The sequence below is a fragment of the Streptomyces sp. NBC_01233 genome (assembly GCF_035989305.1).
Classification (GTDB): Bacteria; Actinomycetota; Actinomycetes; order Streptomycetales; family Streptomycetaceae; genus Streptomyces.
Genome location: NZ_CP108514.1, coordinates 3,819,701 through 3,838,113 on the forward strand (window position 1 = coordinate 3,819,701; position 18,413 = coordinate 3,838,113).

General features: G+C 73.2%; 16 protein-coding genes. 1 reads left to right on the forward strand and 15 read right to left on the reverse strand.

Annotated features, from left to right (window positions below):
• Positions 1 to 25: 25 nt before the first annotated feature.
• Together OG332_RS17795 and OG332_RS17800 are read right to left on the reverse strand one after the other, a co-directional pair.
• The gene (locus OG332_RS17795; protein ID WP_327414399.1) at positions 26 to 418 is read right to left on the reverse strand and encodes a VOC family protein; all 393 of its coding nucleotides are present in this window, start codon (positions 416 to 418) and stop codon (positions 26 to 28) included.
• Between the two features lie 2 nt (positions 419 to 420).
• On the reverse strand, positions 421 to 1,278 hold the full coding sequence (locus OG332_RS17800; protein ID WP_327414400.1) for a trans-aconitate 2-methyltransferase: 858 nt from the start codon (positions 1,276 to 1,278) through the stop codon (positions 421 to 423).
• A 161-nt stretch (positions 1,279 to 1,439) separates the two neighbouring features.
• Here OG332_RS17800 and OG332_RS17805 point away from each other — a divergent pair, with 161 nt between their 5' ends.
• Positions 1,440 to 1,937 carry a MarR family winged helix-turn-helix transcriptional regulator gene (locus tag OG332_RS17805; RefSeq protein ID WP_327414401.1) on the forward strand — a complete coding sequence of 166 codons (498 nt, stop codon included), beginning with the start codon at positions 1,440 to 1,442 and terminating at the stop codon, positions 1,935 to 1,937.
• Here OG332_RS17805 and OG332_RS17810 read toward each other — a convergent pair.
• The 13 genes from OG332_RS17810 to rsmI form a co-directional block, all read right to left on the reverse strand.
• Complete coding sequence (locus tag OG332_RS17810; protein WP_327414402.1) at positions 1,896 to 2,663, reverse strand: response regulator transcription factor; 768 nt, start codon at positions 2,661 to 2,663, stop codon at positions 1,896 to 1,898. The genes OG332_RS17805 and OG332_RS17810 overlap by 42 nt on opposite strands.
• 480 nt (positions 2,664 to 3,143) lie before the next feature.
• Positions 3,144 to 4,103, reverse strand: a complete 960-nt coding sequence (galE, locus tag OG332_RS17815; RefSeq protein WP_327414403.1) for a UDP-glucose 4-epimerase GalE — start codon at positions 4,101 to 4,103, stop codon at positions 3,144 to 3,146.
• A gap of 196 nt (positions 4,104 to 4,299) precedes the next feature.
• On the reverse strand, positions 4,300 to 4,992 hold the full coding sequence (locus OG332_RS17820) for a response regulator transcription factor (RefSeq protein ID WP_327419274.1): 693 nt from the start codon (positions 4,990 to 4,992) through the stop codon (positions 4,300 to 4,302).
• A 127-nt stretch (positions 4,993 to 5,119) separates the two neighbouring features.
• Positions 5,120 to 6,868 carry an outer membrane protein assembly factor BamB family protein gene (locus tag OG332_RS17825; protein ID WP_327414404.1) on the reverse strand — a complete coding sequence of 583 codons (1,749 nt, stop codon included), beginning with the start codon at positions 6,866 to 6,868 and terminating at the stop codon, positions 5,120 to 5,122.
• A 43-nt stretch (positions 6,869 to 6,911) separates the two neighbouring features.
• A complete protein-coding gene (locus tag OG332_RS17830) occupies positions 6,912 to 8,549 on the reverse strand; it encodes an outer membrane protein assembly factor BamB family protein (protein ID WP_327414405.1) in 1,638 nt (545 codons plus the stop codon).
• Positions 8,550 to 8,704: 155 nt separating this feature from the next.
• Positions 8,705 to 10,513 (reverse strand): ABC-F family ATP-binding cassette domain-containing protein, encoded by a 1,809-nt coding sequence (locus OG332_RS17835; RefSeq protein ID WP_327414406.1) that lies wholly within the window; start codon positions 10,511 to 10,513, stop codon positions 8,705 to 8,707.
• A gap of 53 nt (positions 10,514 to 10,566) precedes the next feature.
• Positions 10,567 to 11,895 (reverse strand): acyltransferase family protein, encoded by a 1,329-nt coding sequence (locus OG332_RS17840; protein ID WP_327414407.1) that lies wholly within the window; start codon positions 11,893 to 11,895, stop codon positions 10,567 to 10,569.
• Between the two features lie 354 nt (positions 11,896 to 12,249).
• Positions 12,250 to 13,161, reverse strand: coding sequence for a 4-(cytidine 5'-diphospho)-2-C-methyl-D-erythritol kinase (locus OG332_RS17845; protein WP_327414408.1), 912 nt, complete (start codon positions 13,159 to 13,161; stop codon positions 12,250 to 12,252).
• Positions 13,158 to 14,078: a 16S rRNA (adenine(1518)-N(6)/adenine(1519)-N(6))-dimethyltransferase RsmA gene (rsmA, locus tag OG332_RS17850; protein ID WP_327414409.1), complete on the reverse strand. Its 921-nt coding sequence runs from the start codon at positions 14,076 to 14,078 to the stop codon at positions 13,158 to 13,160. Before rsmA ends, OG332_RS17845 begins: the two co-directional genes overlap by 4 nt.
• A 78-nt stretch (positions 14,079 to 14,156) precedes the next feature.
• Positions 14,157 to 15,749, reverse strand: a complete 1,593-nt coding sequence (locus OG332_RS17855) for a ubiquitin-like domain-containing protein (protein ID WP_327414410.1) — start codon at positions 15,747 to 15,749, stop codon at positions 14,157 to 14,159.
• 148 nt (positions 15,750 to 15,897) lie between these two features.
• Positions 15,898 to 16,779: a TatD family hydrolase gene (locus OG332_RS17860; RefSeq protein ID WP_327414411.1), complete on the reverse strand. Its 882-nt coding sequence runs from the start codon at positions 16,777 to 16,779 to the stop codon at positions 15,898 to 15,900.
• A 10-nt stretch (positions 16,780 to 16,789) separates the two neighbouring features.
• Positions 16,790 to 17,290: a hypothetical protein gene (locus OG332_RS17865; RefSeq protein ID WP_442816166.1), complete on the reverse strand. Its 501-nt coding sequence runs from the start codon at positions 17,288 to 17,290 to the stop codon at positions 16,790 to 16,792.
• Positions 17,291 to 17,451: 161 nt separating this feature from the next.
• Positions 17,452 to 18,369 carry a 16S rRNA (cytidine(1402)-2'-O)-methyltransferase gene (rsmI, locus tag OG332_RS17870; protein WP_327414412.1) on the reverse strand — a complete coding sequence of 306 codons (918 nt, stop codon included), beginning with the start codon at positions 18,367 to 18,369 and terminating at the stop codon, positions 17,452 to 17,454.
• Positions 18,370 to 18,413: the final 44 nt, after the last annotated feature.

Sequence of the window (18,413 nt, forward strand, 5' to 3'; positions counted from 1 at the left end):
GCGCCGTCGTGTGGTGCGGGCCGGGTCAGCCGCACTCTTCCAGGGCCTGCTGATCCAGGGTGTGCTCTTCAAGGAATTCGAGCCGGTTGCCGACGGGGTCCTCGGAGTAGAAGCGGCGGTGGCCGGGCAGGTCGTCGTCCCAGACGACCTTGGCCCCCCGCTCCTCCAGTCTGCTCGCGTACGCCTCGATCCCGGTCACCCGCAGTCCCGGATGGGCTTTGCGGGCGGGCCGGAAGTCCTCCTCGATGCCGAGGTGCAGCTGTACGGGCCCGGCGGCGAACCAGCAGCCCCCGCGCGCGGCGAGGGCGGGCGGTTTGGGGATCTCGGTCATGCCGAGTACGTCGGTGTAGTAGGCGCGGAGCCGGTCCTCCGAGTCCGGTGGCGCGGCGAGTTGGACGTGGTCGACGGCGGTGAGCACGGTCAGGCCTCCTTGCGGGCGACGGCGAAGATGCGGCGGAACGGGAAGACGGTTCCGCGTGGCCCGCTCGGGTAGGCCACGCGCAGCCGGTCGCGGTATTCGGTGAGGAAGGCGTCCGCGGCGTCCTTGTCGTCGCCGAGGGCGGTCAGGACGGGCCGCAGGGCGGTGCCCTTGACCCAGTCGAGTACGGGGTCGGGGCCTTGGAGCAGTTGGTGGTAGGTGGTCTCCCAGACGTCGGCGGCGCAGCCGAGCGCGGTGAACCGGGCAAGGTATTCGGCGGGTTCGAGGATGTGGATGTAGCGGGCGCCGTGGCCGGCGAGGCGGGCCCGCCAGCGCGGGGTGTCGCACAGCTCGGCGAGCAGGGCGTGGCTGGGGGCGGTGAAGTTGCCGGGGATCTGGAAGGCGAAGATGCCACCGGGGCGCAGGCTGTTGATCCAGGCGCCGAAGGAGCCGGCGTGGCCGGGGACCCACTGCAGGGCGGCGTTGGACACGATCAGGTCGTAGGGCTCCTCTGGGAGCCAGCCGGCGAGGTCCCCGTGGCGGAAGTCGAGGCTGCCGCCGCCGGCGGTGGGCCCGGCGTGCTCCTGGGTGGCGCGGTGGAGCATCTCCGGGGAGAGGTCGAAGCCGGTGATGCGGGCGCCGGGCCAGCGGTCGGCGAGGAGCGCGGTGACGTTGCCGGGCCCGCAGCCGAGGTCGGCGATGCGGGCGGGCCGGTCGGGGAGCTCGGGTATGCGGGTGAGGAGGTCCAGGAAGGGCCGTGTGCGGTGGCCTGCGTGCCGGAGGTACTGCTGGGGATCCCAGGTGGGAGCGGAGGGCGCGGTGGACGTGGGGGTCCCGGAGTGCGCGGTATCGGAATACATGTTCGAGCCTCCCTGCTGGCGGGGCGGTCGGAAGCGGAATCCGTTCCGGCCCCCTCCATGCCCCATGCTCGCGCGGTTTATATCTTGACGTCAAGATGCTCGTGATCAAGATACTCGTTATGAAGAGACTTCACATCGACAGACCCCGTACACTGATCCGCATGGAGGACGAGGTCGACCGACTGGTGGCGGCATGGCGGCGGGAGCGCCCTGACCTCGACGTGGAACCGCTCGAGGTACTGAGCCGCGTCAGCAGGCTCGCGCGCCATCTCGACCGCGCCCGCAGGCTGGCCTTCTCCGAGCACGGCCTGGAGCCGTGGGAGTTCGACGTCCTGACGTCCCTGCGCCGGGCCGGCGCGCCCTACCAGCTCTCCCCCGGCCAGCTGTTGACCCAGACCCTGGTCACCTCCGGCACCATGACCAACCGCATCGACCGGCTCGCCAAGAAGGGCCTCGTCGAGCGGCTCCCGGACCCCAGCGACCGCCGCGGGGTCCTGGTGCGGCTCACCCCCGAGGGCCGGGACCGTGCGGACCAGGCCCTCGCCGGGCTGCTGGCGCAGGAGCGGGCGATCCTGGCCCAGCTCTCACAGAACCAGCGCGGTGAGCTCGCCGGGCTGCTACGCCAGTTGACCGCTCCGTTCGACAACATCCCCGGCTAGGTCGGCCGGTCGTACGCCGGCCCGCCGGGCCAGCGCCACCGCCGCCAGCGTGGAGTGCACACCGAGCTTGCCCAGCACGTTCTGCATGTGGGTGCGGACGGTGTGCGGGGACAGGAACAGGCGTGCGGCCACGTCCTTGCGGCCGAGACCCGCCACCATGCAGCGCAGCACCTCGTGTTCGCGCGGGGTGAGCGATTCCACGAGCCGTTCGCTGTCCGTGCGGTGCTTGCGCGCCGCGGTCAGCTCCCGGAGCACTCCGGTCAGCAGCGCGGGCGGCAGGTGGGTCTCCTCCCGCAGGACCCCGCGGATGACGGCCAGCAGCCGCGAGAGCGAGCAGTCCTTGGCCACCCAGCCCGAGGCCCCGGCCTGCAGCGCATGCGCGGCCCGGCGGGGGTCGTCGCGCTCGGCGAGCACGACCGTGCGGACCCCGGGGTGGGTCACCCGCACCCCGGCGACCAGCGCGATCCCGTCCGAGCCGGGCGGCGGCGGACCGGAGCCCGGCTCCCGCTGGGCGGGCACGGCCCCGGCGACCACGCCGAGATCGGCGTCGACCAGCAGGACGTCGAAGCGGCGGCCCTCGGCCACCGCGCGTTCGAGGCAGCGCAGCGCGGCGGGGCCGCTGCCGGCCGCGGACACGTCCACGTCCGGCTCGGCCGCGAGCGCGGCTGCGAGCGATTCGGCGAAGATGCGGTGATCGTCGACGACGAGTACCCGGATACGAACCACAAAACCCCCAAGGGTAGGGGAACGGACGACGGCGGGTACGGCGCCCGGACCGGGTGATCCGCAGCTGCCCCGGCCGCCGCCGTGACACCTCTGCACTACCCCGGACCGGACGCCGTACCCGACTTGTCTCGACCCCTGAATCAACACCGGCCCCCACCGGCGTCACGCATCAGCGTAGGGCCGGGTGCCGCTCACGGTTGGCCGAATAGCAGAAGTTTTCCCAGCGATTTTCCGGCGCAGCCGTTCTGAACTGCCGTTGTGGTGGCTTGAAATCATCTGTACCACAGGTCCGGAGGGCGGCTTCTGCACCGGCGCGTGCCACGGGCAGTTGCACGGGGGGCAATTCACCCGGCGTGTGCACGCCGGGCGCCCGCGCACAGCGCCCGGCCGCAGCGCACGGCCCGAACACACGCGCCCCCTGCACCGGGCAGGGTGCGGGGGGCGCGCAGGGCAACGGTGTTCCGGGGGGCTACCCGTGGGTCAGGAGGTGTGCGTGCGCGCGAAGTTCCACGCGTCCGTGATGATGCCGGTCAGGTCCGAGCGGCTCGGGGTCCAGCCGAGGCGCTCGTGGGCCGTGCGCGCGGAGGCGACCAGCATCGCGGGGTCGCCGGCCCGGCGCGGGGCGACGACCTCGGGGATCTCCCGGCCGGTGACCTTGCGGACCGTCTCGACGACCTCGCGGACCGAGAACCCGCTGCCGTTGCCCAGGTTGCAGATCAGGTGCTCGCCCCCGGCGGCGACCCGCAGCGCGGCCAGGTGGGCCTCCGCCAGGTCGGCGACGTGGATGTAGTCGCGCACGCAGGTGCCGTCCGGGGTCGGGTAGTCCTCGCCGAACACCGAGATCGACTCGCGCTCGCCCAACGCGACCTGGAGGACCAGCGGGATCAGGTGCGTCTCGGGGGTGTGCCGCTCGCCGAACTCCCCGTAGGCCCCGGCCACGTTGAAGTAGCGCAGGGACACCGCGGCCAGGCCGTGCGCCACGCACTCCCCCGCGATCATGTGGTCGACGGCCAGCTTCGAGGCGCCGTACGGGTTGGTCGGCGCGGTCACCGAGGCCTCGGTGAGCAGGCCCTCCGTCGGCTCCCCGTAGGTGGCCGCGGTGGAGGAGAACACCAGCTTGCGCACGCCCGCCTCGCGCATCGCGCCGAGCAGGGCGAGCGTGCCTCCGACGTTGTTCTCCCAGTACTTGCCCGGGTTCACCACGGACTCGCCGACCTGCGAGGAGGCCGCGAAGTGCAGCACCGCTTCGTAGGAGGAGTCCAGGTGGCGGGCGGCGTCCTGGATGCGGCCCTCGATGAAGGCGGCGCCCGCCGGGACGCCGACGCGGAAACCGGTGCTGAGGTCGTCGAGGACGGTGACCTCGTGGCCGGCCTCCAGAAGGTGGGCCGCGACCACGCTGCCGACGTATCCGGCGCCACCGGTTACCAGGTACTTGCTCACTCGCCTACTGCCTCTCGCGGGGGAGCACGCGCGGGAGCGTGCGCGTGCTAGGACACTGGCTTACCCGATTCGACGCCCGCGGGGAAATCGGCGGCGGGCGAGCGGCGGGCAGCGGCGGGCCCGCACCGGGACCGCACCCGCCCCGGCCACCGCCGGCTTCGGGCCCGTGCGGGCCCGTCGGTCCGGCGCGGGTCCGTCAGTCCCGCACGGCGACGGCGGGCCGCACCGGCAGCGCCCGGTCCAGCAGGCCGGTACGGGCGGCCAGCGCCGCCGCCTCCAGCCTCGATCCCACGCCCAGTTTCATCAGCACCCGCTGCACGTGCGTACGGGCGGTGCTCGGCGCGATCTCCATGCCCGCGGCGATCAGCCGGGTGTCCTCGCCCTCGGCGACCCGCACCAGCACCTCCACCTCGCGCGGGGTGAGCAGGCGCAGCAGCCGGCTGCCCTCGTCGTCGGGCTGGACGGCGGGGTTCAGGAGCTCGGCGAAGGCGCCCTGCAGCAGCTGCGGGGCGATCGCCACCTCGCCCGCCCGCGCCTTGGCCAGCGCCCGCTCCACGCCCTCGATGCGCTCGTCCTGGCGTACGTACCCGGAGGCGCCGGCGGCGAAGGCGGCCGCGATCCCGCGCGGGCTGGGCACCGGGCCGAGGACGACGACGGCGATCTGCGGGCGCTCCCGCTTGATGCGGACGACGGGTTCGAAGACCCCGGTCTCGGCGGGGGTGGCCGTCCCGAACAGGCAGACCTCCGGGGCCCGTCCGATGACCAGCTCGGCGGCGCCCGCGGCCGGGGCGGCGGCCGCCAGGACCCGGTGGCCGCGCAGTTTCAGGGCAGAGGCCAGCGCCTCGGCCAGCAGCCGGTGCTCGTCGACCACCACGACCCGTACGCCCATTGAGGTACCCACCCCCCACCCTTCTGACCCGGCAAGCTACACGCTTGTTCGACGGTGCGCGGGGGTTACCGCGCAGAAGCCCCCGGAAGGCGGACCTTCCGGGGGCTTGCGGCGGCGTGCGGACGGATCAGCTCGCGGTGAAGGAGGTGAAGATGTATTCCGGGTCGGACGTCGCGGAGTACGGCTTCTTGACCGCGGTACGGGCGAGGAAGAGCTTCCCGTTGTGGTAGCGGTACTCGTGGTAGCCGGGCGAGTAGCCCGTCTCGATGCGCTGGGTCGTCTTGTCCGACGGGTTCTCCATCAGGACGGTTTCCTTCATCGTCTTGCCGTCGATGCTGACGATCTGGCCGCCCTTGTCGTAAGGGGGCTCCTTGTAGGCGATGATGTTCGACCCGTCCATGCGCAGCGGGTACAGCTTGTACCGCTCGCCCGCGTCGGCGCGGTCGGTGGTCTGCTTGCCGGTCTCCAGGTCGAAGGAGAGCAGCTCGTTGGTCTTGCCGTAGGCGTCCTTGCCCTGGTGCTCGTAGGAGGGCAGGTAGAGCTTGCCGTTGCCGACGATCATGCCGGCGCACCGCTCGACCTCGGTGTGGCACTCACCGCCGAAGGTGCCGGAGGAGAGCGAGATCTTCGCCTTCAGCTGGCCCGCGGCGTCGAGGACGAAGAGGTCGCTGACGCCGCTCGCGTTCTTGGCGGTCTTGCCGACGTCGGCGGAGACGATCAGGGGCTTGGTGGAGACGATGCCGGCGCTCTCGATGCCCGCGGAGAGCTTGTACGAGTACTGCGGCGCGCCGGTGGTCGGGTCGAGGGCCTGCGCGTACACGGTCGGGTTGGAGCTCTGGCCGCACCTGCGGATGACGGCGAGGGCCTCGCCACCGCCGTAGCCGACGTCGCGGCAGCCTTCGCCGTCGACCTTGGGCAGCCACAGGGACTTGCCGTCGGCGAGGCTCCAGGCGGCGCCGCCCGAGGGGCCGCCTGCGGCGACCGTCTGCCCGCTGACGGTGACCTCGTAGTAGGACACGGGCTTGTCACCGCTGGTGGCGCCCTTGGCGTTGCCGGTCCAGAGGAGCTTGCCGGCGTTCAGGTCGATGACGCCGACCTCGGTGCACGCCGGGTACTTGACCTCCGGCGTGGGCTTCGTGGGCCGGAAGACCACCGCCGTCTTGTTGTCGGAGACGTGCCGGGAGGCTCCGCAGAGCTCACCGGGGAGGGGGATCTCCCACTTCATGGCGCCGTCGACGGTGTTGTAGCCGACGATCTTGTACACGTCGGACTTGACGTAGGTGGAGTCGGTCAGCCAGGAACCGGGGACCTGGACCATCTCGTCCGGGGTCGGGCTCGGCTGGTTGACCAGCACCTTCGACTTGGTGTTGGCGGGCACCTTCTCGCTGCCGCCCGCGCCGGGCTGGGACTTGTCGTCCCCGGGCTTGGCGGGGCCGCTGTCCGCGGTGTCCTTCGTGCCCTCGCCGTCGCCGTCGCCGTCGCCGGAGACGTACCAGAGGCCGCCGCCGACGATGAGGACGATGGCCAGCAGGGCCGCGCCGACGATCATCAGCTGGGTGCGCTTGTCGTTGCCGCCGCCGGCCGGGGGCTGGGCGGCGGGGGCCGCGGCACCCGGAGCGCCGAAGGGCGGCGGGGTGCCGGGCTGCTGCGGGTAGCCGTAGCCGGGCCCGGTCTGCGGGTACCCGTACGCGGGCTGCGCGGGCGGCTGCTGCGGGGGCGCGGGCGGCCCGGCCGGCGGGGTGGGGGGTCCGGCCGGCGGCACGGGCGCGCCGAACCCGCCCGGGGCGGGGGTCCCCCCGGCCGGGGCCGGGGGCGGATCCTGCGGCGCGCCGAAGCCGCCGGACGGCGGCTGGCTGGGGGGCGGCGGGGTACTCATGGGCTGCTCTTGCCTCTCGCTGGGCTGCTCGTTGGACGCGTTGTCACTTGCCGAAGACCATCAGGAGCTTCTCGTCCGTGCCCTTGGCCTGCAGACGGGAGGTGGAGATGAAGAACCGTCCGTCCGCGTAGTCGAGCTTCGGGGTGCGGAAGGAGCTCTCGATCGGCGCGGCCGGGCCCGACGGGTGGCGCAGGAGTGCGGTGGGGGTGCCGCCGCCGGCCGGGATGGAGATGACCTCGCCGCCCTGCTCCTCCTCGGCCTTGCGGTAGGCGATCAACTGCCCGTTGGCGGCCTTGAGCGGGGTGAGGGTGCGCTTGTCGCCGGCCGGGGTGCGCCACTTGTCCTTGCCGGTGGCCAGGTCGAAGGCGACGATCTCGTTGGCCTTGCCGGCGGCCGCCGCGGTGGGCAGGTACAGGGTGCCCGCGTCGACGACGGCCGAGGGGCAGGTCGTCAGGGACCGGAAGATTCCGGTGTCGCCGCAGCCGACGGCGAAGCTGCCCTCTCCGGCGAGGGTGGCGGTCTGCTTCCCGTCGGGTCCCAGGACCACGATGGAGCGCTGCTTGGACTCCTCGTTGCCGATGTCGAGGACGATCGGGTCCACCGAGTAGATGCTGGTGACCTTGAACTTCTTGGGGAGCCGGAAGGCCCAGGCCTTCTGGCCGGTGACGGGGTCGACCCCGTGGACCTCTGCGCTGGCGTCCGCGTCGCTGCACGTGGCGATGGCGATCATCTTGCCGTTGCCGGCTTCGTAGCCGTCGGGCTTGCAGCCGGTGCCCATGGCGCTCCCGAAGAGCTTGTCACCGTTGCTGATCTTGAAGGCGCTGGCGGTGCCGCCGCGGCTGACGGCGACGGTGTCGCCGGTCATGGCCAGGGTGGGGCTGGTGAAGATGTCGAAGAGCCCTTCCTTGGGCACCTCCTTCGACCAGACCTCCTTGCCGGTCTTGAGGTCGACCACGCGCATCTGGGTGCAGGAGGCGTTCTCCCCCTCGCCGTCGCGGTACATGACGACCGTCTTGCCGTCGGCGGTGGTGTCCCGGGCGACGGAGCAGATCGCGGCAGGGAAGGCGAGCGTCCACTTCTCCTTGCCGTCGGTGACCGCGTAGCCGTTGAGGGACTTCCAGACGCTCTTGACGACGGTGTCGCCGACGACCCACTGGGCCGCGGAGTCGACTCCCATGCCGGGGCCGTCGACCTTGGCGGTCTTGAACCAGAGGACCTTGTCCTCGCCCTGCTTGCGGCCGGAGTTGAGGTCGGCCTGCTGGCCGCCGGTGCCGTTGCCGTTGCCGTCGCCCTTGTCCACGGAAGGGGAGCCGGAGGGCTTGGCGTCGGTGGACTCCTGCGCCACGGGCGGCTTCGGGTCCTCGTCGGACCCGGAGAAGCCGACGTAGCCGACGACCGCGACGGCGAGGACGGCTGCGGCGGCCGAGGCGGCGATCAGCACGGTCCGCTTCTTCTTCGGCGGCATCCCGGGGGCGCCGGGCGCACCGGGCGCACCGGGCGGCGGGTAACCGTAGCCCGGCGGCTGCTGCTGGACGGTGGGCGGCTGCTGCGCGTACGGGGCCTGCTGCGCGTACGGGTTCTCGCCCTGCGGGTATCCGTACCCCTGCTGCGGCGGGCCGGGCAGGTGACCGTAACCGGAAGGAGTCGGTGGCTGGTTCGGCGGCTGGGGCGGCTCGGTCATCAGCGCACACTTTCGGCTTCGGCGGGTCGGGGAGGATGACCTTTCTATCACTGACGGCCCTCGAACACCGGTCCGGTCCACCCCCTGTTCCCAAGGGAGGACCGGCCCGTGATGCCGTCGTTATCCCGCCAGTTGGCCCGGCCGGGTGAGGGAATCTAAGCCTCCTCGGCCAGCTCCAGCCAGCGCATCTCCAAATCGTCGCGGTCCGCGAGCAGTTCGCGGAGCTCCGCGTCGAGCTTGGCCACCTTGTCGTAGTCGGTGGAGTTCTCGGCGATCTGGGCGTGCAGGTTGCCCTCGCGGTCGGAGAGCTTGTTGAGCTGCCGCTCAATCTTCTGGAGTTCCTTCTTCGCGGCGCGGGAGTCCACCGAGGCGGCGGTCTTCGCCGCCGCGGCGGCGGTGGCCGGTACGGGCGCCGGGGCGGCCGCCTCGATCATCCGCCGGCGGCGCTCCAGGTACTCGTCCAGGCCGCGCGGCAGCATCCGCAGGCTCGCGTCGCCGAGCAGCGCCATCACCGTGTCGGTGGTGCGCTCGATGAAGAACCGGTCGTGGGAGATCACGATCATCGAGCCGGGCCAGCCGTCGAGGAGGTCCTCCAGCTGGGTCAGGGTCTCGATGTCGAGGTCGTTGGTGGGCTCGTCGAGGAAGAGGACGTTGGGCTCGTCCATCAGCAGGCGCAGGATCTGCAGCCGGCGCCGCTCACCGCCGGAGAGGTCGCCGACCGGCGTCCACTGCTTCTCCTTGGTGAAGCCGAACTGCTCGCACAGCTGGCCCGCCGTCATCTCGCGGCCCTTGCCGAGGTCGACGCGGTCACGGACGCGCTGGACGGCTTCCAGGACCCGCAGGGACGGATCGAGTTCGCCGACCTCCTGCGAGAGGTAGGCCAGCTTGACGGTCTTGCCGACGGTGATCTTGCCGGCGGCGGGCTGGACGTCGCCCTGGGTGCGGGCGGCCTCGGCCAGGGCGCGCAGCAGGGAGGTCTTGCCGGCGCCGTTGACGCCGACGAGGCCGACGCGGTCGCCGGGGCCCAGGTGCCAGGTGAGGTGCTTGAGCAGTTCCTTCGGGCCGGCGTGCACGCTGACGTCCTCGAGGTCGAAGACCGTCTTGCCGAGGCGGGCGTTGGCGAACTTCATCAGCTCGCTGGTGTCGCGCGGCGGCGGCACGTCGGCGATCAGCTCGTTGGCGGCCTCGATGCGGTAGCGGGGCTTGGAGGTCCGGGCGGGGGCGCCGCGGCGCAGCCAGGCCAGCTCCTTGCGCATCAGGTTCTGCCGCTTGGACTCCTCGGTGGCGGCGATGCGGTCGCGCTCGGCGCGGGCGAAGACGTAGTCGCTGTAGCCGCCCTCGTACTCGTGCACGTCACCGCGCTGCACGTCCCACATGCGGGTGCAGACCTGGTCGAGGAACCAGCGGTCGTGGGTGACGCAGACGAGCGCGGAGCGGCGCTCCTGGAGGTGCTTGGCCAGCCAGGAGATGCCCTCGACGTCGAGGTGGTTGGTGGGCTCGTCGAGGATCAGCAGGTCCTGGTCGGCGATGAGCAGCTTGGCGAGGGCGATGCGGCGGCGCTCGCCGCCGGAGAGCGGGCCGATGACCGTGTCGAGGCCCTGGTCGAAGCCGGGCAGGTCGAGGCCGCCGAAGAGTCCGGTGAGCACGTCGCGGATCTTGGCGTTGCCGGCCCACTCGTGGTCGGCCATGTCCCGGATGATCTCGTGGCGGATGGTCGCCTTGGGATCGAGGGAGTCGTGCTGGGTGAGGACGCCCATGCGCAGGCCGCCGGACTGGGTGACCCGGCCGGTGTCGGGCTCCTCCAGCTTGGCGAGCATCCGGATGAGGGTGGTCTTGCCGTCGCCGTTGCGGCCGACGACGCCGATCCGGTCCCCCTCGGACACGCCGAGGGAAATGCTGTCCAGCAGGGTACGTGTGCCGTACACCTTGCTGACTGCCTCGACATTGACCAGATTGACGGCCATCAGACGCGCTCCAGGTGGGGTACCCCCGGACGGACTCTGGGGGAGGGTGTGGATCAGCCCCCCAGCCTAACGCTCCGGGCCGGGGCTGACCGTTCCACGAGCAGGGCGCCCGCGAGGGCCATCCCGATGGCGACCGGCGCGGTGACGGGGAACGCGATGAGGGTAGCGCTGTGGCCGTCGAGCAGACCGCCGAGTCCGGTCATGGACAGGCCGAGGATCCCGAGGAGGCACAGGGTGATGCCGAGGGCGGCGACGAGGCCGCCGGCGCCGCCCGCCGTGCCGGTGCGCGGCGCGGCCGGGGCCTCGAAGCGGCGGAACAGCGTGACGAAGACGACCGTCAGGGCGGTCGCCGCCAGGATCCGTACGGGGACCTGCGCCCACCAGGCGGCGCCGGCCGGGGCCGGAAGGTCCAGGCCGAGGGCGAGCTGGGCCCCGTACACGCCGAGCATGGCGGTGAGGTGCCACAGGAAGGCGGTCATGGCGACGCCGTTGGCGGCGACCACGCCGCGCCAGACGCGGGGGCGGGCCAGCCAGGCGGTGGCGGGCCGGGCGAGCAGCTGCACGGCGCCGACGAGCCACATGCCGTGCGCGAGCAGGGCGAGGGTGGGCGGGGCCATGTTGGACACCTTCTCGCCGGGCATCCCGACCATGGACAGCGGGTACGGGCCGCACGCCACCAGCAGGACGGCCCCGGCGAGACCCGCGGCGGCGAGGGCGGCGGGCCGGCGGATCCGGCCGTCGGCGCGGAGGAAGCCGAGCTGGTGGACGGCGAGCCAGACGAGGGCGAAGTTCAGGAACTCGACGTAGGGGACGCCGAACGCGAAGCGCAGTACGTCGACCAGCGCGGCCGCTCCGGCCAGCGCGGCGAACGCGGCCCAGCCGTGGCGCTCGTGCAGCTTCAGCAGGGGCGGGGTGAAGGCGACCATCGCCAGGTAGATCCCGATGAACCACAGCGGCTGGGTGACCAGCCGCAGTGCGGCCCCGGTCAGCCGGCCGTCGCCGCGGCCGGCGAGCTGCACCGCGAGCGCGGCGGCGGCCCACACCAGGACGAAGACGAGGGTGGGGCGCAACAGCCGCTGGAGCCGGGCCCGGAGGAAGGCGGCGTAGACGGACGTCTCGCTGCGGCGGGCGAGGGAGCGGTAGGACAGGGCGTGCGAGAACCCGCCGACGAAGAAGAACACCGGCATGACCTGCAGGCCCCAGGTGAGCACCTGGAGGGCGGGCACGAGGGCGAGCAGGTTCCCTATGCCGTCGCTGCTGACGGCGGCCATCAGCCAGTGCCCGCCGATGACGGTGCCGAGCGAGGCGACCCGCAGCAGGTCGACGTACCGGTCCCGACCGGGTGGGGTGGCGAGGGCGAGGTCGCGTGCGCTGGCTGTCATGGAGCCACGGTCGCCTGCGCGGGCCGTCTCCCGACAGGGTGCGGGTACTCAACTCCCGCCTGGGTACCGGGGCTCCGCCCCGGCCCCCCTACGGCGCTTCGCGCCCGCGCCTCAATCGCCGGCGGGGCTTCAAGACCGGGGCTCCGCCCCGCACCCCGCTCCTCAAACGCCGGAGGGGCTGAAATTGCGCTCCGCGCAATCCAGCCCCGCGGACACTTGACGGCTGACGCGCGCCAGATCCAGCCCCGCCGGCGTTTGAGGCGCGGGGTCTGGGGCGGAGCCCCGGTGCTTTCAGCCCCGCCGGCGTTTGAGGCGCGGGGTCTGGGGGCTGGCCCCCGACAGCGGTGCGCGGGGTCAGGACGGCAGGACGGTGGCGCCCGGCGCCGGGGAGGTCGCCACGCGGGTGGCACGGCAGGTGCCCGAGGCGTCCAGCGCGGCAGCGACCTTGGCGGCCGACTCCTGGTCCGCGACCAGGAAGGCCGTCGTGGGGCCCGAGCCCGAGACCAGCGCGGCCAGCGCCCCGGCACCGGTGCCCGCCGACAGCGTGTCCGCCAGGGACGGCCGCAGCGACAGGGCCGCCGCCTGCAGGTCGTTGGTCAGCGCGGCGGCCAGCGCTTGCGCGTCCCCCGACGCCAGCGCCGCCAGCAGCGCCGGCGAGGCCTCCGGCTCCGGTACCTCCGCCTCGGCCGTGAGCCGGTCGAACTCGCGGAACACCGCCGGGGTGGACAGCCCCCCGTCGGCCACCGCGAACACCCAGTGGAACGCCCCCGCGGCCACCGGGGTCAGCAGCTCGCCGCGGCCCGTTCCGAGCGCGGCCCCGCCGACGAGGCTGAAGGGGACGTCGCTGCCGAGCTCCGCGCAGATGTCGAGGAGTGCGGCGCGCGGGGTGTCCAGGCCCCACAGGGTGTCGCAGGCCAGCAGGGCCCCCGCGCCGTCCGCGCTGCCGCCCGCCATGCCTCCCGCCACCGGGATGTTCTTCGCGATGTGGAGGTGGACGGCGGGCTCGATGCCGTGGCGGGCCGCGAGGATCTCGGCGGCCCGCGCCGCGAGGTTGGTGCGGTCCAGCGGTACCTGGTCGGCGTCCGGGCCCTCGCAGGTCACCGTCAGCGTGTCGGCCGGGGTCGCCGTGACCTCGTCGAACAGCGACACGGCGAGGAAGACGTTGGCGAGGTCGTGGAAGCCGTCGGGCCGGGCCGCGCCCACCGCCAGCTGCACGTTGACCTTCGCGGGGACCCGTACGGTCACACCCGTCGTACGCGCGCTCACAGTGCGGGCCTCTGCGCCGCCGGCTTGTTCTCGGCGATCGCGGCGAACTCCTCCACCGTCAGGGACTCGCCGCGTGCCTGCGGCGAGATGCCTGCGGCGACCAGCGCCGACTCGGCGCCCGCCGCCGAGCCGGCCCAGCCGGCCAGCGCGGCGCGCAGCGTCTTGCGGCGCTGTGCGAACGCCGCGTCCACGACCGCGAAGACCTCGGCCTTGGAGGCGGTGGTCTTGATCGGTTCGGTGCGCCGCACCAGCGAGACGAGACCGGAGTCGACGTTCGGGGCGGGCCAGAACACCTTGCGGCCGATGGCCCCGGCGCGCTTGACGTGCGCGTACCAGTTGGCCTTGACCGAGGGGACCCCGTAGACCTTGTTGCCGGGCTCGGCGGCCAGCCGGTCGGCGACCTCCGCCTGCACCATCACCAGGGTCCGCTCGATGGTCGGGAAGCGGTCGAGCATGGTCAGCAGGACGGGCACGGCCACGTTGTACGGCAGGTTCGCGACGAGCGCGGTCGGCGCCGGACCGGGCAGTTCCGTCACCAGCATCGCGTCGGAGTGGACCAGCGCGAAGCGGTCCTTCTTCGCGGGCATGCGGGCCTCGATGGTGGCGGGCAGCGCGGCCGCCAGGATGTCGTCGATCTCGACGGCGACGACCCGGTCGGCGGCCTCCAGCAGCGCGAGCGTCAGCGAGCCCAGGCCCGGGCCGACCTCGACGACCACGTCGTCCGGGCGGACCTCGGCGGTCCGCACGATCCGGCGGACCGTGTTGGCGTCGATGACGAAGTTCTGCCCCTTCTGCTTCGTCGGGCGTACGCCGAGTGCGGCGGCCAGCTCCCGGATGTCGGCCGGGCCGAGGAGGGCGTCGGGCGCGGCGGGGGTACTGGAGGAGGGGTTCTCGGGCTGCTGCTCTGCGGTGCTCACCGGTAAAGCGTCTCAGATCGGCCGGGTGATCCCGAGCCGGACCGGGTGTCCGGCTCGCGGACGCGTTCCGCGTGCCCGCTACGACGTGAGCCTGCGGCCGCAGTGGGGCCACGGGCTCGCTCCCCGCTGCAGGTAGAGCTTCTTCGCCCGGTAGGTCTGTTCCGGGCCCGACGCGTCCTGGGGGCGGCCGCTGCCGCCGAGGTCCTGCCAGGTGCGGACGTCGAACTGGTAGAGGCCGCCGTACGTTCCCGAGGCGTCGGTGGCCGAGGGGCGCCCGCCGGACTCGCACTGGGCGAGGGCCGCCCAGTTGAGGCCCTCGGCGCCGGCGACCGAGCTGGGCAGCGACTTGGTGCCGACCTTGACGAGCTGGGTGACGGGCTCGCGGACGACCTCGTCGGCGATGGCGCGGGGCGTCTGGCGGACCCCGTTGACGGTGCGCAGGGTGTAGGTGACCCGGCGCGCCCCGGGCCGGCCGGCCCGTTCGACGACCTCGGTGCCGGCGAAGAGGTCGGGGTCCTTGATCTTCTCGGTCTCGAACGGGATGCGCTCCTCGCGGACCTCGCGGGTGCCGGTGATGCGGAGCACGGTCACGGTCTGGCCGTCGCGCGGGAAGGCGGTGGGGGGTACGGAGGTGGTGTCCTGGCCCTGCAGGGTGATGCCGGCCTGGTCGAGGGCCTCCTCGACGGTGGCGGCGTTGGTGCGGATGGTGCGTTCGCGGCCGTCGGCCATGAAGGTGACGCTGCGTTCGGTGCGCACGCTCAGGGCGAGGCCGGAGCGCGGGACGGGCGCGGCGCGGGGGGCGGAGAGGTAGGCGCCTTCGGCGCGGATGCCGAACTGGCGCAGCGCGCCTTCGACGGTGCGGGCGGTGGTCCACACCTGGCGCTGCTGCCCGTCGAGCGTCAGGCGCAGGGGGCGGCCGTAGCGGACGACGATCTCCTCGCCGTCTGCGAGGCGTTCGCCGGGGGCGGGGGCGACGAGGTCGTGGGGGCCGACGCCGAGGCCTTCGGCGGCGAGCAGTTCCTCTACGTCGCCGGCGAAGGTGTGCAGGTTCCGCGGGACCCCGTCCACGGTGAGCCGTACGGACTTGTCGGCGGCGACGAACGCCGTCGTGCCGCCCGCGAGGAAGGCGACGACCAGGGCCTGGGGCACGATCCGCCGCCAGTTCCCGCCGGGGGGTTCGGCGGGGGCGGCGCGGCCGCGGGCGGCGCGGCGGCGGCCGGTGCCGGGCGGCGCGGCCGGGGCGTCGGCGGGGGCGCTGCGGCCGCGGGCGCGGCGGCCGGTACCGGGAACCGCCGGGGCGGCGGGGGCGGGTGCGACGGCGGCTGCGGCCGGGCTCGCGGCCCTGCGGCGGCCGGAGCCGGGCGCGGCCAGCGTGTCGGCCTCGGAGAGCCGGGCCAGTTCTGCCAGCTCGGCCAGCTCGGCCACGGCGGCCAGCTCGGCGAGTTCGGCGGGCGTCCTGCCGCCCTGGCGGCCGGGACCGGTGGCGGTGTCCGCGACCCGGCGGCGCCGGCCGGCCCGCCGGCTCCCGGGGCGCGGGGCGGGGACCCCGGGATCCGGGTCCCGGAGCGTGGCCCCGGGATCCGCCGCACCGGCCGTCCGGGCCGGCGGCTCGGCCCCGTACGCCTCCGGGACGGGACCGGCACGGCGGTGACTGCCCTGCGTATCGCTCACGACGCTCGCTCCACTGGTGATCCGGCACCCCCGGGTTCGGGCACGGCACCCTAGCGGAGGAGCCGTCACGCTCCAAAGCCGGACGGACACTCAGCGTGTCGGAGCAGGGCGGCGCGGTGCCGGGTGGATCACCGGTGGACGGGTGGATTCAGTAGGCGAAGGCGCGCGCCGTATTGGCCGCCAGCGCGGTGGCCATCGCGTCCTCGTCGATGCCGCGGACCGCGGCCATCGCCCGTACCGTCAGCGGAATGAGGTACGGCGCGTTGGGCCGTCCGCGGTACGGCGCCGGGGTCAGGTAGGGCGCGTCGGTCTCGACGAGCACCAGCTCCAGCGGGGCCCCGGCCAGCGCCTCGCGCAGCGGCGCCGCGTTCTTGAAGGTGACGGTCCCGGCGAAGGACATGTAGTACCCGGCGGCGGCGCACTCGCGGGCCATGTCGGCGTCCCCGGAGTAGCAGTGGAAGACGGTCCGCTCCGGGGCGCCCTCCTCGCGCAGGACGCGCAGGACGTCCGCGTGGGCTTCGCGGTCGTGGATGACGAGTGCCTTGCCCTGCCGTTTGGCGATCTCGATGTGGGCACGGAAGGACCGCTCCTGCGCGGCCATCCCCTCCGGTCCGGTACGGAAGTAGTCCAGCCCGGTCTCGCCGACCGCCTTCACGTGGTCGAGGGCGGCCAGCGCCTCGATCTCGGCGAGCGCCTCGTCCAGCGCCCCCTCGCCGCCGCCGGCCCTGGCTCCCTGCCGCGACCATCCGTCGGGATCCCCCAAGACGATGCGGGGGGCTTCGTTCGGGTGAAGGGCGACGGCCGCATGGACGTTCTCGTACGCGGCGGCGGTCTCGGCGGCCCACCGGGAGCCCTTCACGTCGCAGCCCACCTGGACGACGGTGGTCACGCCGACCGAGGCGGCCTTCGCGAGGCCCTCCTCGACGGTGCCCGCCTGCATGTCGAGGTGGGTGTGCGAGTCCGCCACCGCCACCCGGAGGGGTTCGGGCAGCGGAGGCAGTGCGTCCTTGGAGGCGGAGGAAGGGCTCATACGGCCGATCTTATGACCGGCGGAAGACGCCCATCAGGCGGGAGAGCCGGCCCCGGCGCTCCAGGGGCTGGTCGACGGCGACGGGCCCGGGGGAGTCGTGCGTCCCCTTGCGGGGCTTCGGGGTCCGGGGGACGTTCGCTCCGGCCGGCACCGGTCCGGCGATCCCGGGGGCGATCTGGTGGTGGTAGAGGTGGTCGATCATGCCGAGCACCGAGGAGACCTGGCCCGCGCGCATGATCCGTACGACGTGTCCGCCGCAGTTCATGCAGGTCGGGTTGGACAGCGGGGAGGGCACCCGCTCGCCGTTGACCGTGTACATGATGAACGGCTCGCCCCGGCCGTCGACGTGGTGCTCGATGGCGTACCCCTGCTCCCAGGCGTACCCGCACCTCATGCACGCGAAGGAGTAGGCCTCGTACACGGTCTGCACGCCGGGGCTGGAGGCGGCGGCAGGGACTGCGGCGGGTACCGCGACGGGGACGGGTACCGGGGTGTCAGCGATCTCACTCATGCCAGCTCCTCTTGTTCCACTGGTGCCATTGCCAGTGGACGCCTCTTCAGGCGGGAGCGCATCAGGCCCTGTCTACTGTTGGACGGTCTTTGGGCGAGTCCATGCCCAAAGCGCCCGGTGCGCGGTCTGAGCTTTGCTTTTCAGGTTAGCTCTTTACCGACTCACGGCACCTTTTGTGCCGCATTCTTTGCCGCGACCACGGCGTCGAACACCTCGCGCTTGGGTACCCCGGCCTCGGCCGCGACCGCCGCGATGGCCTCCTTGCGCCGCTCCCCCGCCTCCTCGCGCACCTGTACCCGGCGCACCAGCTCCTCGGCGTCCACGTCGCCGGGTCCGGCGGCGGGGGCGCCCTCCACGACGACGGTGATCTCCCCGCGCACCCCTTCGGCGGCCCAGGCCGCGAGCTCGCCGAGCCCGCCGCGCTTGACCTCCTCGTACGTCTTCGTCAGCTCGCGGCAGACCGCGGCCCGCCGCTCGGCGCCGAAGACCTCGGCCATCGCGGCGAGGGTGTCGTCGAGCCGGTGCGGGGCCTCGAAGTAGACGAGCGTGCGCCGCTCGCCCTCGACCTCGCGCAGCCGGCCGAGGCGCTCGCCCGCCTTGCGCGGCAGGAACCCCTCGAAGCAGAACCGGTCCACCGGCAGCCCGGACATCGCCAGCGCGGTGAGCACGGCGGACGGCCCGGGGACGGCGGTGACCTTGATGTCCTTCTCCACGGCGGCGGCGACCAGCCGGTAGCCGGGGTCGGAGACCGAGGGCATGCCGGCGTCGGTCACGAGCAGCACGCGCGCGCCGCCGGCCAGGGCCTCGACCAGTTCGGGGGTGCGCGCGGACTCGTTGCCCTCGAAGTACGAGAGGACGCGCCCGGTGGTGTGCACGCCGAGTCCCTGGGTCAGCCGGCGCAGCCGCCGGGTGTCCTCGGCGGCGATCACGTCGGCCCGCTCCAGCTCGGCCGCGAGGCGCGGCGGGGCGTCGGCGAGGTCGCCGATGGGGGTGCCGGCGAGGACGAGCGTGCCCTTCGGGCCTTCGGCCGCGGCGGTGGTGGAGGTGGGCTGGGTACCGCGGGGCTGGTCAGTTGTCACCCGCCCATCCTCTCAGTCCCGCGCCCCGCCGCCCCCCGTGAGGC

Excerpts from the sequence above, each read along its gene's own strand:
- OG332_RS17800 (WP_327414400.1), bottom strand. The coding sequence starts at position 1,278 with ATGTATTCCGATACCGCGCACTCCGGGACCCCCACGTCCACCGCGCCC.
- OG332_RS17805 (WP_327414401.1), top strand. The coding sequence starts at position 1,440 with ATGGAGGACGAGGTCGACCGACTGGTGGCGGCATGGCGGCGGGAGCGC.
- OG332_RS17820 (WP_327419274.1), bottom strand. The coding sequence starts at position 4,992 with ATGGGCGTACGGGTCGTGGTGGTCGACGAGCACCGGCTGCTGGCCGAG.
- OG332_RS17825 (WP_327414404.1), bottom strand. The coding sequence starts at position 6,868 with ATGAGTACCCCGCCGCCCCCCAGCCAGCCGCCGTCCGGCGGCTTCGGC.
- OG332_RS17830 (WP_327414405.1), bottom strand. The coding sequence starts at position 8,549 with ATGACCGAGCCGCCCCAGCCGCCGAACCAGCCACCGACTCCTTCCGGT.
- OG332_RS17835 (WP_327414406.1), bottom strand. The coding sequence starts at position 10,513 with ATGGCCGTCAATCTGGTCAATGTCGAGGCAGTCAGCAAGGTGTACGGC.
- OG332_RS17840 (WP_327414407.1), bottom strand. The coding sequence starts at position 11,895 with ATGACAGCCAGCGCACGCGACCTCGCCCTCGCCACCCCACCCGGTCGG.
- OG332_RS17860 (WP_327414411.1), bottom strand. The coding sequence starts at position 16,779 with ATGAGCCCTTCCTCCGCCTCCAAGGACGCACTGCCTCCGCTGCCCGAA.
- OG332_RS17865 (WP_442816166.1), bottom strand. The coding sequence starts at position 17,290 with ATGAGTGAGATCGCTGACACCCCGGTACCCGTCCCCGTCGCGGTACCC.